This window comes from Pseudomonas sp. TE3911 (genome assembly GCF_054062775.1).
Genome location: NZ_JBSSFP010000001.1, coordinates 2,295,310 through 2,312,956 on the forward strand (window position 1 = coordinate 2,295,310; position 17,647 = coordinate 2,312,956).

Below are 17,647 nucleotides of genomic sequence, written 5' to 3' on the forward strand. Positions count from 1 at the left end.
GCGACGGTATCGATCCTACAACCGTAAGAGAAATTTCACCCAGTCTGCGCCTGCCGCAGTGCGTCACTCAACGCTGCCAATGCAATATCCAGATTAGGCTGCCCGTGAAAGGTGTGACTCAAGCGCAGGTTTTGTTGATGCAGCCCGCTGACACTGAACAACTCGCCGGGCGAGATCACTACCTGCCGTCCCAGCAACCGCTGGAATGCCTGACGCATGTCCACCGCACGGCTGGAGGCCAGCCAAAAGGCGGCACCGGCGGCAGGCATTCGATAGGTCACCTGGTCGCCCAAGTGCTGCTCCAGGCGCTGACTCATTTGCACGGCCTGCTCGCTCAGCTGCTGGCGCAGTACGCGCAGGTGCTGGTCCAGTCGCCCGCTTTGGTACAGGCGGGCAATCGCTCGCTGACGGATCGACGATAAGCGGAATGAGCGCAACAAGAATTGGCGCTGTAACTCGTTGCTCATGCGTCGGGACAGCAGATACCCATAAGGAGCTTCAGAACCAAGCACCTTCTCGAACGAAGAAAATACAATCAGTCGTTCAGGGTTCACTAATTCGCGCAATGCCGTGTGCGGCGCTTCGAAACCCAGCTCACCGAAGGTGTCGTTTTCCAGCAACCAGCAACCGTGTTGTTCCAGCAGTTGTGCAACGTAAAGACGCTCGTCAATGGACATAGCCACCCCTGACGGCAGGCTGACCGAAGACGAGAGCAACACCAACTGCACCGACTCATCGCGTAGCAGTCTGGCCAACGTGTTCCGGTCAATACCGCCCTCCTTCGTCCAGGGCAACTCGATGATGCGCACCCCAGCGCCCTGCAACAACCGCAGGATCACCCAATCACAGGGTGACTCCACGATGACGGTAGTGCCCCGCAGGCCCAGCACTTCGATCAGAATATCCAGCACACCGCGAAGGTCGGCACCGATATACACATCGTCGGCATGCCAGCAGCGCGTAGCTGAAGAGGTATAACGTGCCGCCAGCGCCGCACGTAACTCCCACACACCACATGGCTGGGACCATGGCTGCAACTGCGGCGGATACTGGCGCACCAACTCCCGCTCCAGTCGCAGCAGCGTTTCATCCAGCGCTCCCAGCAAGGCCGGCTCGTCACCGCTGAAGACCGCCATGCCAGGGCGCCGAGCGGCAGCGTACAAGCGGTCGAGCAAATCCCCTCCCGCCCACGGCATCGGGTTTGCGGACATTGGCCAGGCGTAATAACCGGACTTGGCCACCGAATAGACCCTGCCCTCCTTCTCCAGCAGCGCATAGGCATACTGAATCGTCGAAATCGACACATTCAGGCGCCCGGCCAACTGCCGCAGGGACGGCAGTTTTACCCGGGTGTCGGTGCTGACTTCGTTGATCAGACTGATCATGTAGCGATAGACCGCCTGATACGCGAAATCCGCCTGACGCTCGCCACGCAGCGTCATCGACCGAACAATGGCACGGCCTGAGCCGCAATTTGGACCGCACCGTCTTGGCGTACGTCTTTCGCACTGACCACCTGCCGTTTGCGGTACAGATGCTGCAACAAGGGCAAGGGCAAGCCGCTGGTGTCCATTACCCACTGCTGCAGCATCTCGGCGCAGGGCTTGCCTTGCAGGACTTTGTGCAATTCGGGCAGTGCCACCAGCATGCCCGGATGGCATTGGCGCAAGTAACCCTCCAAGCGCTGGCCGTGATCAAGAAAGGGAGAGAACAGCATGCAGATCAGCTGAGTTTCATCCAGGCCAAAAAATTGCTGGGCGTAAGTGCTCGACAGCATCCGCCCTTCAGGGGTCCCGGCCTGAGCCAGCACATCTTCGGGCATACGCAGGCGACGCATGTAGGCATCGGCCTGTTGGATAAAGCCGTCGACACCGTCTTCATAATCCAGTTCATGCAGAAACTCGGCCTGCAGCCCGCGCAGATGCGCCATCAGCAACGGATTGGAATAGGCCGGATGGCTGAAGTGAAAGCCCAGCGGGTCTGGAACGTAAGCCATGAACTCAGTCAACAAGGGGGCCGACGCCATGTCGACATCTTCCAGCAGATCGGCGATGCCGATGTAGGCCAAGTGACGGTGCCCGGCTTTGCTGGGATTATCGTTGGCGGTGTATTCCTCACCGAATACATCACGGTAGTAACCGGTGCTGCACTCGTCCATGCGCGCAAACAGCGCGTTGAGCGACAGCGAACTGCTCTTGGGAACAGCGATACCCGCACTTTGAGCAGTTTGCTTGAACCAGGCTAAAAACTGACTCTGCTTACGCGGTGAATCACCGCTGACCAGCGCATGGACACCTCCGTTGTAAGTGGTGACGCGCTGGTAAAAATCACCGACCGCCAAGTAGGTGTCGTTGCACAACGTAGCGCGACAGTCCCCGGCACTCACGTGGCCCACCATCAACATATTGCGCTGGCTGACCTCCCGCCCGATCGCTGACGCGGGGCGCAGATGGTTGAAGGGCTGCACTTCCCGATTTTCCACCATCAATAACTCCACGCGCGGGTCGTCGTGGAGAAACAGCCGGCCGTAGCCGCGATTGAGGGTATCGAGTTGGCCCTCGGTCATGCCTGCGTGCCGTAGCGTCGCGACCCTGAGATGAAAGGTACGGGGTGCCCGACCGGCAATGGTCAATTGGGCAGCGCGCAGCAATGCCAGGGAATAACTGCTGACTTCACCGCCACCATGGGCCACCAGCACTTTGAAATCCCCAACCTGCTCCATGCCCCCTGCTGCGACAACGATTCGCTGCACCAATAACTGCAGGGCGGTACGGCCTGCGCGAGTAAAGTGCCCAATCAAACGTTGCAGAACTTGCTGGTAGACATGATTCATAGCCTGTTCGTGAATAGTGCTCATAGTTCTACTACCTGAGTTGAAATATCAGTTTCAAGCAACTGCTGACAGTGTTTGCTCGACCTATTTTGCGTGTAGGAAAATCGCGCACCGCATTGTGCGCCGATGATTAAACACTAGCACCGCGCAACAAAACGACAGGGATCGCCAGGGGTTTATCCCTCACCCTTAAAAACCCATAACTAAATGAATTTAGAAGGAAATCCAGAAAAACAAACTAGACTTAGGACTCTTCCGACAAGTTCCTACACATTTTTAATCAGCCTTTTAAAGAGGCGTCCGACAAATAGACTCAAACAACTTTCCCTTTTGCAGGGCAGGTACGACTTATGAAGGCTCCTTCCGTCACGAGCCCGTGTGCGCGCCACACTCATAGTTCGAATAAGTATCTGCAGAGTTTTCATAGATTCAATCATTGCTCAATCCTTGAGATGAAAGTGAAGACGCAATTATCAAGGCTGGAATAATGATTAATAGATACAGAAGCCCGCCTAAAACCAGTTCAGATGAGCGCGCGATGTCGCGTACGGGACGCACAAACAACAACGCCGCACTGGGATTCAGCGCGGCGTCAGGGAGGAAGAGCAGGATTTGGGGGCTAAAGTGCCGAATCGGCACCTTCTGGGGCGAGCGGGTTAAGCCCTGTCAAATGGCGTATTTGCCCCATTCACTCAGGCACCGGAACACTCATTTACGAATACTCCTACAGCTCAAACAGCCGCAACCTGCAAAGCAACTCGCTCGCGGCACGGGCATTCGTCCATATAACGGTGCGCTTCCACGAACTGGTTGAACGGAAACACCGTGGTTTTCAGTGGAAGCAGCACGCGGTCGGCGGTGAGTTGGTTGATATCACGCAACGCACGTTGCAATGCCACCTGGTCCTGAATGATGCCCAGCTCCGGTTTACCGGTGAAATTACCGATGCAGTGCACGAAGAACTGAATGTTCTTCTGGAACGCCGCACACGCGGGGAATGGGGTCTGGTTGCCGCCCTGCAAGCCATACAGCACCAAACTGCCACGGGGCGCCAGCACATCGCCGAGCAATGACATCTGCGGGCCACCCAAGCCATCGAACACCACGTCAACGCCACGGTTGTCGGTGAACTTGTTGATTTGCATCAGCAGGTCCTGCTCTTCGGTGACGATCACCTTCTCGGCCCCGAGGGACAGCAGGTACTCACGCTCAGCGCTGTCCTTGGTTGCGGCAATCACCCGCACACCCAGGGCCTTACCCAGCTGGACAAAGGAAGGGCCGGCGCAATGGCTCGCATCGGTGACCAGGGCAAATTGCCCCGGTTTGACCCGAGCCAGATCCATATAAGCAAAGTAAGCAATCAACAGCGGCGTGTAATGCACGCTTGCTTCAATAGGGCTCAGCACGTCCGGATAGCGAGTCAGGGCTGAACGGGGCATGACGATTTGTTCGCCATACACCGGGTAATCATTGGGGCTCTCGGCCGGAAAACTGGCCACCTTATCGCCCACAACCAAGTCGTCCACGCCCTCGCCAAGGGCGACGACCACCCCAGCCATCTCGTGGCCAAGGCCAGATGGAAGACGGGCGTGGGAAGACGCCAGGTTCTGGCGCCACAAAATGTCATACCAACTGATGCCAATCGCCTCGACACGCACCTGCACTTCGCCCGGTGCAGGCTGCGCGGCTGCATGCTCTTCGCATTTGAGCACCTCGGCCGGACCAAACTTGTGAAAACGGATCGTGCGGGACATCGCAAACCTCGTCAAAGTAACCTCTAATGCCATGAACTTTATCTGGGCTTTGCGGGTAAGACCACAGGTCGCCATTAATAGTCGACATGCCTGTCATCGATTCCACGCCTGAGGAATAGACCCCAACTATCGTAGGAAAACTCAATTATCCTGTGCAGAGTACCAGCCTTTCCCCGTAAGATTAATGCTGGTCATCGTTTCCATGTGGCCGCTCACGTCAAGCTAGCTGACTCTTCCAGGACACAAGATGAACCGTAACGACCTGCGTCGTGTCGACCTTAACCTCTTGATCGTATTCGAAACCTTGATGCATGAGCGCAGTGTGACCCGTGCCGCCGAGAAACTCTTTCTCGGCCAGCCAGCCATCAGCGCGGCATTGTCGCGGCTGCGTGGTCTGTTTGACGACCCGCTGTTTGTACGCACCGGGCGCAGCATGGAGCCATCGGCCCGAGCGGTGGAAATCTTCGCCCTGCTCTCGCCGGCCCTCGACTCAATCTCAACCGCCGTCAGCCGCGCCGCCGAGTTCGACCCGGCAACCAGCACCGCCGTGTTCCGCATCGGCCTGTCCGACGATGTCGAATTCGCCCTACTGCCTCAACTGCTCAAACGCCTGCGAGCTGAAGCGCCAGGCATCGTGCTGGTGGTGCGTCGCGTCAACTACATCCTGATGCCGGGCCTGCTGGCCTCTGGCGAAATCTCCATCGGCGTCAGCTACACCGCCGACCTGCCGGCCAACGCCAAGCGCAAAGTGTTGCGCCGCAGCCTGCCCAAACTACTGCGCGCCGACAGCGTACCCGGCTCCCTGAGCCTGGACGACTTCTGCGCCCGCCCCCATGCCTTGGTATCGTTTGCCGGTGACTTGAGCGGGTTTATCGATGAAGAGCTGGAAAAGCTCGACCGCAAGCGCCATGTGGTGCTTGCCGTGCCGCAGTTCAACGGTCTGGGCACCCTGCTGGCGGGCACCGATATCCTCGCGACCGTACCGGATTATGCGGCTGAAGCGCTGACATCCGCCGGCGGCTTGCGCGCCGAAGACCCACCGTTACCGGTGCGCTCGTTTGAACTGCACATGGCCTGGCGTGGGTCGCAGGACAATGATCCGGGGGAGCGATGGTTGCGGTCGCGGATTCAGATGTTTTTTGGCGACCCTGACAGCCTTTAGGGATCGTCTGGCAGGCTGTCCGGCCGATCAACCCTACCTCCATGCTCACGTCCTTTCAGTGCATGTGGCCAAAGTACGACACCACACTCCACCGAGTTCGCGCTGCGCACTGGACCATTGCCCATGAGCATTTGGCAGTCACAGCGCCACGGCGTCGGGCATGGCGATACGGGTGCGCCGCTCATTCAGGGCAAATACCGTCATCGCCAGCGCCGCAATCGCGCCGGGGATGGCAAAGGCCATGAAATTCAGTTGCAGAGGCAGTTCGATCGCCATCAGCGCGCCGCCTAACAGCGGGCCGACAATCGCGCCATTTCGACCGATGCCGGACGCCCAGCCCAGGCCTGTGGCGCGAATCGACAAGCCGTAGAGCTGCGCAGCCCCCGCGTACAGCAGGATCTGCGTACCAATGGTGGTGGCACCCGCGACGAAGATCAGCAGGTACAGGACCGGCATCGGGCTGTTAATGCCCAGCAGGCTGATCGAGACCATGGCGGCGGCGAAGAAGCAGATCACAACTTTCACCAGGTTCAGGCGGTCGCCCAAACGGCCGCCGAGCAGCGCCCCGGCCATGCCGCCCAGGTTCAGCGCGATCAGGAACGACAGGCTCGATCCCAGGCTGTAACCGGCGCCGGCCATCAGCTTGGGCAGCCACGAACTCAATGCATAGACCATCAGCAGGCAACAGAAAAACGCGACCCAGATCATCGCCGTACGCACCGCCAGGTCATGGCGGAACAGCTCCACCACCGAGGCGCCTTTACCTTTGCTGTCGGCGATCACCAGCGCATCTTCGACCTCGATCCTGGTACCTGGCGACAACCGATTAAGCAGCGCGCGAGCCCTGTCTTGTTGGCCCTGGCGGATCAGGAAGCCGATGGATTCAGGCAGCCAGTAAACAATCAGTGGCAACAGCAGCAGCGGAATCACCGCCACAAAAAACATCGACTGCCAACCATAGGCCGGCAGCATGAAAATCCCAACGCTGGCGGCGAGCATGCCGCCCAGGGAATAGCCGCTGAACATGAAGGCCATCAGGGTGCTGCGGAATTTCTTCGGCGCGTATTCGTTGATCAGCGCCGCCGCGTTGGGCATCAACCCGCCGCAGCCGAGCCCGGCGATGAAACGGCAGATACCGAACTCGGTTGGGCTGCTGGCAAAGCCATTGGTCACGGTGGCCAGACTGAATAAGGTGAAACAGAACACGATGCCTTTCTTGCGCCCGAAACGGTCCGCCAGGGTGCCGAAAATCAGCGCACCGAACATCATGCCGAACAGCGCATAGCTGCCCAGGGCGCCAGCCTGTAACGGCGTCAGCCCCCACTCGCGCATGATTGACGGCAGGACCACGCCGTAGATAAACAAGTCATAGCCGTCAAAGATCAACAGCAAGGCACACAGGCTCACGATCAACCAGTGGAAGCGGTTGAACGGGGCATTATCGATAATCGAATGGACATCATGGCTACGCATGGCAGTGCTCTCTTTATTGTTGTTGTGAGTCAGTGTCAGCAGATGGAAAAAGCCTTAGCCGAGGTCGCCGCCGCCCACCGGCAAGGTCACGCCGGTGATGTAGGAGGCCTCGTCGCAGGCCAGGAACAGAATCGCGCCAGCTTGTTCGTCGATGCTGCCGTAGCGTTTCATCGGGCTGCTGTCGAGGGTCTGGTCGACGATCTGCTGGTACCACACGCGCTCCTGCTCGCTCTGCGGCTGGCTGTTGCGCGGGATGCGCCGTGGCGGTGCCTCGGTCCCGCCGGGCGCGGTGGCGTTGACCCGAATCCCGCTGCCGGCAGTCTCCAGGGCCAGGCAGGCCGTCAAGGCATTCACGCCGCCCTTGGCCGCGCCATACGGCACGCGATTGACCCCACGCGTAGCCACGGAAGACACGTTGACGATGGCGCCTTCGCCCTGCTCCAGCATGTAGGGCAACACGCAATGGCAGCACCACAACGTAGGGAACAGCGAGCGGCGCACTTCGGCCTCGATTTCGGCCTCGGCGTAATGCTCGAAAGGCTTGGCCCAGATGGTCCCGCCGACGTTATTGACCAGCACGTCGATGCGACCGAAACGGGCCGTGGCGGCGGCCATCACCCGCGCGCACTCGCTGTATTGTTCCAGATCGGCGGTCAGCAGCAGCGCTCGCTCATGCTGCAATTCATGCACAAGCTCGGAGCGATCCACCGCGACCAGCCAGGCGCCCTCCTCCAGCAAGCGCTCGGCGACACGCCGACCGATCCCTTGGGCAGCGCCGGTGACCAGCGCGACCTTGTTGTTAAACCGTTGAGTCATGGGGCAGTCCTCAGGCGGCATCGCACGTGGCGACCGCGTTAGGGGTGAATTTCTCGTAATGGAAGCTGGCCGGTGTCACGCCCTGCTGCTTGAAGTGCTCGCGCACCGCATCGACCATCGGCGGCGGGCCGCACAGGTACACGTCGACATCGCCGCCATTAAGGGCTTCGTCGGCCATGTGCTGAGTCACATAGCCCTGGCGCGGGTGAGTGGTGTGCGGATCAGCCACGCAGGTCACCAGGTTGAAGTCGGGCAAACGCGCGGTAAAAGCCTGCAACGCTTCGACCATCACCAGGTCCTGATCCCGCGTTACGCCGTAGATCAACCGGATCGGGCGGGTTTCCTGGCGCTGCGCGAGCACTTCAAGCATCGACAGGAACGGCGCCAGGCCGGTACCACCGGCCAGTAACAGCAGCGGCCGCACCACCTCACGCAGGTAGAAACTCCCCAGCGGGCCGGTGATCGCCACGCTGTCGCCCGGCTGGGCGCGCTCGAGCCAGCTGCTCATCAACCCGCCGGGCACGTGCTTGATCAGGAAGCTGGCGCGCGTGTCGCCCGGGCGACTGCTGAAGGAGTAAGCGCGTGTCTGCCCACTGTCGGGCACGCTGATATTCACGTACTGGCCGGGCAGGAATACCGGCGCCTGGTCCAGCTCGAAACTCGCCTCCAGCGCGGCATCGGCATGTCGGGTGATGCCGGCCAGCGTCGCGGCGAAGTGCGTGCTGCCGGTCTTGCAGGCGCTGGACGGCACCGGCACAGCGATCACGCAGTCGGACTGCGGCACCATCTGGCAGGTCAGTACCTGGCGCGCCTGCGCTTCGTCGGCGCTCAGGGCGTCGTCGATATAGTCGTCGCCCAAGTCGTAGGCGCCGGTTTCACAGCGGCATTTGCAGGTGCCGCATACACCGTCCGAGCAGTCCATGGGCAGGTTGATGCGTTGGCGGAAGGCGGCATCGAGCACCTTTTCCCCCACCTTGCAGTCGATGAAGCGGGTCACCCCATCCTCGAAGTTCAGGGCGATGGCATACGTCATGGCGGTGTCCTCAGATGTGGTAGATGTCGATGACCTGGTGGATGTAGTCGTTTTTCAGCACTACCTTCTTGCGCGTGATCAGCGGCTGCTCGGCACGGACGTCGAGGCGATAGAAGGAGGTACCGAAATAACTGTCGGTGGTTTTGTAGCGGTGGCTGAGGGTGTGCCAGTTGAAACGCAGGTCCACCTGCACGCCGTCGTCGGCCAGCACTTCGAGGTTGCACAGCATGTGCACGGTGCGCGGCTCGGGCGTGCTGGCGCTGGAGCGCTCGGTCTTGATGCGGAAGATACGGTCTTCCAGGCCGTCACGGTTGGGGTAGTAGATCAGCGAGATTTCGCGCTGCGGGTCTTCGGTGAGGGTGTCGTGATCGTCCCAGGCGGGCATCCAGAACTCGGCCTTGGGCGAATAGCAGGCCAGCCAGTCATCCCATTGGCGGTCGTCGAGCAGGCGCGCTTCACGGTAGAGAAAATCCAGCAGGTGGTCACGGGCAAGGCTCATGGCTGCACCTCGCGGTCGCTGGCAATCAGCCCTTGCTGTTCGCGCTCGATCGCACGCTGCAGGCTTTGGGCCCAGTGCGCATGCTGGCGCACAAACAAGCCCTCGTCCTCGGTCTTGACCCCGCTGAGCTGCGGTTGCATGCCCATGGCCAAGGCATTTTCGTCCGCGCCTTCGACCCACTGCCTGGCGCCACGGCTCAAGTCATTCCACAGGGTGCTCGCGCCCTGGTAACCGGTCTGGCAGGCGCGGAATTCTTCGAGGTCATCCGGGGTGCCCATGCCGCTGACGTTGAAGAAGTCTTCGTACTGGCGAATCCGCGTGGCGCGCTCCTGGGCGTTTTCGCCGATGGGCGCCATGCAATAGATTGTCACTTCGGTTTTATCCACGGCGAGGGGGCGCACCACGCGGATCTGGGTCGAGAACTGGTCCATCAGGTACACATTGGGGTAGAGGCAGAGGTTGCGGGTCTGGTCGACGATAAAGTCGGCGCGCGCCTGGCCCAGGCGTTCGGCCAAGGCCTCGCGGTGAGCGTGCACCGGGCGCACTTCGGGGTTAAGCAGGCGCGTCCACAGCAGGATATGCCCGTGGTCGAAGGCGTAGACGCCGCCCAGGCTTTTCGACCAGCCATTGGCGTCGACGGTGCGCGTGCCTTCGGCTTCGTAATTGCGCCGGCCCATGGTCGCCGAGTAGTTCCAGTGCACGGAGCTGACGTGGTAACCGTCGGCGCCGTTTTCGATTTGCAGCTTCCAGTTGCCGTCATAGACATAGGATGAGCTGCCGCGCAGCACCTCCAGGCCCAAAGGAGCCTGGTCGACCATCTGATCGATGATGACGCGGGTTTCGCCCAGGTAGTCGCTGAGTTCCGGCACCGCATCGCTGAGGCTGCCGAACAGGAAACCGCGGTAGTTTTCAAAGCGCGCCAGGCGCTTGAGGTCATGGGAGCCGTCGCAGTCGAAACTGTCCGGGTAGGCGCCGGTCTTCGCGTCCTTTACCTTGAGCAGCTTGCCGGCGTTGCTGAACGTCCAGCCATGGAAGGGGCAAGTGAACGAGCCCTTGTTGCCTTGTTTGCGCCGGCACAGCATGGCGCCGCGATGCGCGCAGGCGTTGACCAGACCATGCAGCGCGCCGTGTTTGTCACGGGTGATGACCACCGGCTGGCGGCCGATCCAGGTGGTGAAGTAATCGTTGATCTCCGGCACCTGGCTTTCATGGGCCAGGTAGATCCAGCCGCCTTCGAAGATGTGTTTCATCTCCAGGGCAAACAGGTCGGGGTCGGTAAAGATGTCGCGGCGGCAGCGGAATACCCCAGTGGCGGGGTCTTCCTGTACGGACTCGCGCAATTGGCAGGCGAGTCGGTCGAGTGTACTGATCATGGGGCGGGCCCTCCGTTGTTCTTGTATCAGGCACCCTCACCGTACGTGTTCGCCCTGCGCGTCAATATCCGCTGCCTGCACATCGCTATCCGCCAGGCGCACGTCGCTTAACGATGGCGTTTCCAGGTCTGCGACGGCAGTTCGCCGAAACGTTTGCGATAGGCCTCGGAAAACCGCCCCAGGTGCATGAAGCCATGGTCCAAAGCCACCTCGGTCACGCTGCGCGTGCTGCTCAGTTGCAAGCGTGCATGCACCCGTTCGAGCTTGCAGCGGCGTACATAGTCGCGCGGTGACAGCCCCACCTGGCGCGCAAACAGGCTGTACAGCGAACGTTCGCTGACGTTGGCCACGGCCATCAACTGCTCGACGCTGATGTCATCGCCCAGGTGCTGCTGGATAAATTCGCGCACCGCTTCAAACCCACCGCCGTGGGCAGCCTGGGGGATCACCCGCAACACGTTGCTGCCCAGCAATGCCAGCAGCTTGTTGGCCAAGATGCGTTCGTACAGGCCCTGCATGTGGGGCTCGGCAGCGTTTTCCGCCTCATGACAGATCAGCCCGAGCAACGGCAGGAAGCCGCCCATTTCACTGAGCGCGTGGCGGGCCGTCGCGAAGCGGATACCCACCTGCGGCAGGCTCCAGTGCTGCTCCAGGCAGGCGTTTTCCAGCAAGCGCACCGGCAGTTTGATGATGAATTTCTCGCAGTCGGCGGAATAGGTCAGGTCTACCGGGTCGTCCGGGTTGATCAGCAGGATTTCCCCCGGCCCGAACACGTCATTCTCGCCGCGGGAGCTGGAGCGGCAATGCCCGCTCAACAGGATCTGCAGGTGATAGATGGTCTCCAGCGCCACCGATGTGACCCGCACCGGTGCACCGTAGCTGATGCGGCACAGGTCCAGGCTGGCGAAGGTGCGATGGCTGATACTCGCCCGGGGCCGGCCCTTGGGAGGCAGGCGAATGCAGTGGCTGCCCACGTGCTGGTTGACGTAGTCCGACACCGCGTAGGCATCGGCGCCCTGGAAAATCTGGCTGCGCTCACTCAATAGCACGGTCATGGTTGCGGCTCTTTTATAGTTATTGGGCTCAGGCTGACGCCTGGGTAGGGGGGCGTCCAATATGGATAAAGTCTGAAGGGATACCCTGGAGGTATTGTCGGGCGTTCTGCGCCAGGTTTTCAGCGCTGCGTCGGGGCGCGCAGGGCTTGAGGTGAGAATGTTGGCCTAAAACTTTGAAACAATACGCTTGGCCGGATTGGACGGGGACCTAGCGATACCCCCGCGCCTGAACATCGAACAACTCGGCATAGCGCCCACCCGCTACCATCAACTGTTGATGGCTGCCTTCCTCCAGGATTCGCCCGCCGTCCAGCACGATGATGTGGTCGGCATTGCGCACGCTGGAGAATCGATGGGAAATCAACAACGTCATGCGGCCCTTGGCGTGTTCGCGAAAGTGCTCGAACACCGCCGCCTCGGCGCCGGCGTCCAGCGCAGCCGTCGGCTCGTCAAGAATCAGCAGATCCGCCTCCTGGCGCATATACGCGCGTGACAAGGCGACTTTCTGCCATTGCCCACCCGACAACTCCTGGCCGCCAAGCCAGCGCCCTAACTGTGTGCCGTAGGCCCTGCTCAGGCGCTCGATGAATTCGGCGGCCACCCCCTGGGTGGCGGCCGTGCGCCAGCGCGCCTCATCATTCAGCGCATCGACGTCCCCCACTCCAAGGTTCTCGCCGACGGTCATCTGGTAGCGGATGTAATCCTGAAAAATCACCCCAATGCGCTGGCGCAGTGTCTGTTCATCCCAGTCTTGCAAGTCGCTGCCATCCAGCAGAATGCGCCCCTCGTGCGGGGTATACAGGCGCGTGAGCAGTTTGATCAGGCTGGTTTTGCCCGAGCCATTCTCGCCCACCAGGGCCAGGCTTTGCCCCGGCGCCAAGTGCAGGTTGATGTCAGTCAATGCCTGCCGCTCAGCGCCGGGGTAACTGAACCCTACGTGCTCGCAGCGCAGACCGTCGCCGGGACGCGCACCCTGGGTAAGGCGGCCACTCGGCACGACCACAGGGGTTAGCAGGTACTCATAAAGGTCCGACAGAAACAGACTGTCGTCATACAGGCCGGCAATCGCGCTGAGGCTGGCGGTGATCGCGCTTTGCCCCTGCTTGAACAGCACGATGTACATGGTCATCTGTCCCAGGCTGGTCTGGCCGCGCACGGTGTCCAGCACCACCCAGGCGTAAGCCACATAAAACGCCGCGGTGCCCAGCAGTCCCAGGGCAAAGCCCCAGGCATCCCGACGGACCGTCAACTGGCGGTCTTCGGTGTACAAGCGCCGGGCGTTGTCGCGGTAGCGCTTGAGGAACAGCGGCGCCAGGCCGAACAGCTTGACCTCTTTGGCATGGGTCTCGTGGGACAGCAGCGATTCCAGGTAATTCTGCTGACGGGTCTCGGGCGCGCGCCGGTGGAACAGGCGAAACGCATTGCCCGAGAAATGCGTCTCGGCAAAGAACACCGGTAAGGCGCCGACCACCAGAATCACCAGCGCCCACGGCGAAAAGTGCACTAACAGCACGGCAAAGCTGATCAGCGCGATCAGGTTCTGCACGAGCCCCAGGCCCTTGGTGACCAGGCTCAGCGGCCGTGTCGACGCGCCCTGTCGCACGCGCACCAGCTTGTCGTGGAACTCGGCGTCTTCAAACTGCAGGAGTGAGAGGGTCTGGGCTTTCTCCAGAATCATCAGGTTGACCTTCACCCCCAACTGCACCCGCAGCAACGATTGCTGCATTGACAGCGCGCGCTGAGCGGCGGCCAGCAGCGCCAACACGCCCGCCTCGGCCAGCACGTACTGCATCACTGGCCACACGGGCGCCTGGCTGCCGGCTGCATGAATCTGCATCGCGTGCACCACGCCATCGACAATACGCTGGCCGATCCAGGCAGCCAGCGCAGGCAACAGACCGGCAACGATGGTGGCCAGCAGCAGGCCTATGAATAAGGGACGCGACGTCTCCCACACCAGCTTCAGTGCCCTGCGCGCCTGGATGGAAAACGCGCTCAATCGATTGAACAGCACCATGAATGGCATGGACTCCGTGTGGGGGCTGGGGTGAGATGGGCGGATTATGACAGGCGATGACGTTGCGCACATCCAACGGCGAGGCGACAGGGGCAAGTGGTGGAGCAAGGGGCAACCACGGCAGATTCTCGGCGCGCCGCAGCATGACTCCACCCGCGCCTTGATCGCCGCCGCGCCGGCGCTCGCCAAGCGCCGCCAGCCACTTGCAACGGGACATGGGCATCGCCTACGTGCTGGTGTTGCGCAATGGCCGGGGGATCGAACTGAATCGCCCCTCATTTCGTAGATATTGAAAATCCACACCAGGCCGTAATCGCGGTTGCTCTGGAAGAAACTTCTCCCCCCATTCACAATTTTTGACTGACTCTAAACGTCACCCAAACCAGCTTGGTTTTCTGCCAGCAATCGTCATTCGCTATCGCTCACACACCCGGTACGGGTGGGGGCAAAAATAGGGGCATAACTTATTTTTTCTGCCTGAAACTACCTTTCCAGAGGTGAGTAAAAATCTTTTTTTGGCGATCCGGACAGTCTCCAGGCTCCCTCAGGCACACTGTTCATCTGATCATTTCCGCCTTGGCCTGCCGTTCAATACTCAATGATATCCATGGCGGCAGTTTCCCCGCGATGCACCTGCGGCGCTGCCAAACACAAGGTATTGCGCCCCAGGCCCTTGGCTTCATACAGAGCGGCATCTGCCCGCGCAAGCAGGCTGGCCGTGGTGTCATCCGGGTTTGGCACCACGCAGCAGACTCCGATACTGATGCGCGCCGAGATGGCTGCCTCGCCAAACCGAGCCGGTGAATCAGCGACCGATGCGCGCAATTCGTCCAGAACCTTCACCGCGTCTTCGGGGCTGGTGCGGGGAAGTAACACCAGGAATTCCTCACCCCCATAACGACCAATACTGTCGGACTCACGAATTCGCTGGGTGAGATGATTGACGCAATGGCAAATCACCTCATCACCCGCCAGGTGTCCATACACATCATTGATCTGCTTGAAATGGTCGATGTCGACCATCGCCACGGCCAGGTAGGCAGCGTCTCGGCGCGCGCGCTCCAACTCTTTGGAAAACTGTTCCAGCACGGCTCTGCGATTGAGAATACCGGTCAGCACGTCGCGTAACGCCAGGCGCTGGAATAACGACTCGCTGCGTTCTTTGGCCAGCAGCACCAGTCCGAGGGAGATCATCATCGCGGTGAACGTGCCGATACTGACGGAGATGGTTTGCTTGAGGTTGCTGACGTCATAGCGCATCTCGGCGGCTCCCCCGCCGATGATGGCGACCACCCGCATGCCAAGGCCGATCAGGCTGATACTTGATCCGATGATCAACAGCATGCGCGCACGCCCCTGAGCGGGTATGTAGCGGCGCGTCCAATAGATGATCAAGGCGCATTGCACCATCAACACCAGCGTGGCGGCGAGCATGCGCGGTTCCAAGGTGTCGATCAGGCTTGCCATCAAGGCAAGCATCAAGGCAGCAGGCGCAAAGATCCGCCACCAGGAGACGCGCAACTCAACGATCCGAAAGATGCTGGCCCCATAAAAAGCCAGCGCCACCGCCAGCAATGTGTTGGCAGCCCCATAGGTCAACCACAACGGGGCGTGGCCGAACAAGGTGTATCCAATGTAAGCCAGGGCATGTGCCGCCAAACCAAAGCCAATGGTCAGCAAGCCGTCGCGCTGGTTGAACTGGCCGGCCAATATCAGACAAAACGCCATGATCGTCGCCACTAAGGCGACGCAGGCAAAAAGCGTGGGGGTATGGGCAATCATGACGTCTCACCAGGCGCTGTCAGGAGCAGCTCTGGTGCAGTTTAGTTGAGTAGGCTGTCAGTTTGTCGGCCATCTGCAGCCTTGTCTTCGCGCCTGTCAGGGCAGCGCTTAGATACTCAAGAGCTCGGCTACGGGCAGTCGATTGGTGGTCTTCATTTCTCGCAGGGACAGGTTCGAGCGAATACTCGAAACGCCAGGAAGCTTCCTGAGTACTTTTTCGACAAAGCGGCTGTAGCTGTCCAAGTCCCTTGCAACCACCTCAAGTAGAAAGTCCGCCTCGCCTGTTGTGTTATGGCAACTCAAAACCTGAGGTGCCGCCTGAATAATCTTTTCAAACGTTGCCGTGGCTTCTTCGCTGTGATCGGTGCAAGAGATCTGGACAAACGCCTTCAGGCCCAGCCCTAGTTTCTTTCGATTGAGAATGGCTTGGTATCCCTCGATAACCCCGCACTCTTCAAGCCGGCGTTGCTTGCGCCAGCAGGACGCTTCGCTGAGGGACAGCTGCTCAGCCAGCTTGACGTTCGACAGCTTGCCGTCGCGCTGCAAACGTTCCGATATTGCAATGTCCGCCTTATCAAGCTGCTCAAGCATGAAATAACTCCTCAAATTAAGACTTAAAAATGAAGGTTAATTTCAATTTCTGGGTGACGTCAATTGCAACTTGAAGGGTAATTTCAAGGGGTTCATCCATAATGGAAATGCCTGGATCGTGACACTTCAACGTCACATCGCCCATCCAAACATAGGTCATTTGAATGAAAGCAGTCGTCTACGAAGCCTTTTCCAAGCCACCGCGCCTGATGAACGTGGCAGACCCGTCCCCGGAACGTCATGGTGTGGTTATCCAGGTGCTTGGCACAGGGGTATGTCGCAGCGACTGGCATGGTTGGAAAGGTCATGACCCCGACATTGAGCTGCCCCATGTACCGGGTCATGAGCTGGCGGGCATCGTGGCCGAGGTGGGCAACGACGTCACGCAATGGAAGGTCGGCGACCGTGTGACCGTGCCGTTCGTGGGCGGATGTGGTGCCTGCGCCGAGTGCAATAGCGGCAATCAGCAGGTGTGCCACACGCAGTTCCAGCCAGGCTTTACTCATTGGGGTTCATTTGCCGAATACGTCGGTATCCATCAGGCCGATCTGAACCTGGTCGCGCTGCCTGAGAGCATGGATTTCGCTACCGCTGCAAGCCTGGGTTGTCGATTCGCCACCTCGTTCCGCGCAGTCGTTGACCAAGGAAAAGTCAGTGCCGGTCAATGGGTCGCGGTTCACGGTTGCGGAGGCGTAGGCCTGTCTGCCGTGATGATCGCCCAAGCCATTGGCGCGAACGTGATCGCCATCGATATTTCCCAGGACAAACTCGACCTGGCACGCGCGCTCGGCGCTGTCGCCACGATCAATGCCCAGTGCGTGGCGGACGTCGCCGAAGCCGTGCTGGAAATCACTCAGGGCGGTGCCCACGTATCGCTGGACGCATTGGGCCACCCAACCACCTGCTTCAACTCCATCAACAACCTGCGCCGTCGCGGCAAGCACGTTCAGGTGGGGCTGATGCTCGCTGATCACGCCACGCCGGCAATCCCCATGAGCAAGGTCATCGCCCACGAACTTGAGATCTACGGGAGCCACGGCATGCAAGCGCACCGCTATGACGCCATGATCGAGATGATCACCTCCGGCAAGCTGGCGCCTGAAAAGCTCGTGAGCAAGACCATCAGCCTGGAGCAGTCGATCGACGCATTGATCCATATGGACCGGTTTGAGACGGCGGGCGTCACCGTCATCACCGAGTTTTAATGCATGGCGCCACGTTGAGCCGCGCTGAAATCACTAAAAACCCAGCGTTCACAT

The 17,647-nt window shown here is 60.1% G+C and carries 14 protein-coding genes; 2 read left to right on the forward strand and 12 right to left on the reverse strand.

Annotated elements, in window-relative coordinates:
• Window positions 1–35: 35 nt before the first annotated feature.
• The 3 genes from ACVWXD_RS10430 to ACVWXD_RS10440 form a co-directional block, all read right to left on the reverse strand.
• Complete coding sequence (locus tag ACVWXD_RS10430) at window positions 36–1,442, reverse strand: aminotransferase-like domain-containing protein (protein WP_032891468.1); 1,407 nt, start codon at window positions 1,440–1,442, stop codon at window positions 36–38.
• Window positions 1,439–2,857, reverse strand: coding sequence for a hypothetical protein (locus ACVWXD_RS10435; RefSeq protein ID WP_181640017.1), 1,419 nt, complete (start codon window positions 2,855–2,857; stop codon window positions 1,439–1,441). The genes ACVWXD_RS10430 and ACVWXD_RS10435 overlap by 4 nt, the downstream gene beginning before the upstream one ends.
• A gap of 707 nt (window positions 2,858–3,564) precedes the next feature.
• Window positions 3,565–4,587 (reverse strand): zinc-dependent alcohol dehydrogenase family protein, encoded by a 1,023-nt coding sequence (locus ACVWXD_RS10440; RefSeq protein WP_032891466.1) that lies wholly within the window; start codon window positions 4,585–4,587, stop codon window positions 3,565–3,567.
• A gap of 247 nt (window positions 4,588–4,834) precedes the next feature.
• Between ACVWXD_RS10440 and ACVWXD_RS10445 the strand changes: the two genes are divergently transcribed.
• Window positions 4,835–5,749 carry a LysR substrate-binding domain-containing protein gene (locus ACVWXD_RS10445; protein ID WP_028616088.1) on the forward strand — a complete coding sequence of 305 codons (915 nt, stop codon included), beginning with the start codon at window positions 4,835–4,837 and terminating at the stop codon, window positions 5,747–5,749.
• 138 nt (window positions 5,750–5,887) lie between these two features.
• On the opposite strand, the gene ACVWXD_RS10450 is transcribed toward ACVWXD_RS10445, so the two are convergent.
• The 9 genes from ACVWXD_RS10450 to ACVWXD_RS10490 all read right to left on the reverse strand — a co-directional run bounded on the left by ACVWXD_RS10450 (window position 5,888) and on the right by ACVWXD_RS10490 (window position 16,388).
• Complete coding sequence (locus tag ACVWXD_RS10450) at window positions 5,888–7,222, reverse strand: MFS transporter (protein WP_181643893.1); 1,335 nt, start codon at window positions 7,220–7,222, stop codon at window positions 5,888–5,890.
• A gap of 54 nt (window positions 7,223–7,276) precedes the next feature.
• Window positions 7,277–8,038, reverse strand: a complete 762-nt coding sequence (locus tag ACVWXD_RS10455) for a 1,6-dihydroxycyclohexa-2,4-diene-1-carboxylate dehydrogenase (protein ID WP_095184814.1) — start codon at window positions 8,036–8,038, stop codon at window positions 7,277–7,279.
• A 10-nt stretch (window positions 8,039–8,048) separates the two neighbouring features.
• A complete protein-coding gene (gene benC, locus ACVWXD_RS10460; protein WP_181643894.1) occupies window positions 8,049–9,071 on the reverse strand; it encodes a benzoate 1,2-dioxygenase electron transfer component BenC in 1,023 nt (340 codons plus the stop codon).
• A 10-nt stretch (window positions 9,072–9,081) separates the two neighbouring features.
• Entirely contained in the window at window positions 9,082–9,570 is a 489-nt protein-coding gene (gene benB / locus ACVWXD_RS10465) for a benzoate 1,2-dioxygenase small subunit (protein ID WP_457370974.1), read from the reverse strand.
• Window positions 9,567–10,943, reverse strand: coding sequence for a Rieske 2Fe-2S domain-containing protein (locus ACVWXD_RS10470; RefSeq protein ID WP_122753279.1), 1,377 nt, complete (start codon window positions 10,941–10,943; stop codon window positions 9,567–9,569). Before ACVWXD_RS10470 ends, benB begins: the two co-directional genes overlap by 4 nt.
• Before the next feature lie 107 nt (window positions 10,944–11,050).
• Entirely contained in the window at window positions 11,051–11,998 is a 948-nt protein-coding gene (locus ACVWXD_RS10475) for an AraC family transcriptional regulator (protein ID WP_095184817.1), read from the reverse strand.
• A gap of 208 nt (window positions 11,999–12,206) precedes the next feature.
• The gene (locus ACVWXD_RS10480) at window positions 12,207–14,015 is read right to left on the reverse strand and encodes an ABC transporter ATP-binding protein (RefSeq protein ID WP_122765245.1); all 1,809 of its coding nucleotides are present in this window, start codon (window positions 14,013–14,015) and stop codon (window positions 12,207–12,209) included.
• A gap of 588 nt (window positions 14,016–14,603) precedes the next feature.
• Window positions 14,604–15,797, reverse strand: a complete 1,194-nt coding sequence (locus ACVWXD_RS10485) for a GGDEF domain-containing protein (RefSeq protein ID WP_457370975.1) — start codon at window positions 15,795–15,797, stop codon at window positions 14,604–14,606.
• A gap of 108 nt (window positions 15,798–15,905) precedes the next feature.
• A complete protein-coding gene (locus ACVWXD_RS10490; protein WP_032891412.1) occupies window positions 15,906–16,388 on the reverse strand; it encodes an Lrp/AsnC family transcriptional regulator in 483 nt (160 codons plus the stop codon).
• A 164-nt stretch (window positions 16,389–16,552) separates the two neighbouring features.
• Between ACVWXD_RS10490 and ACVWXD_RS10495 the strand changes: the two genes are divergently transcribed.
• A complete protein-coding gene (locus tag ACVWXD_RS10495; protein ID WP_260366900.1) occupies window positions 16,553–17,593 on the forward strand; it encodes a zinc-dependent alcohol dehydrogenase family protein in 1,041 nt (346 codons plus the stop codon).
• Window positions 17,594–17,647 lie beyond the last annotated feature (54 nt).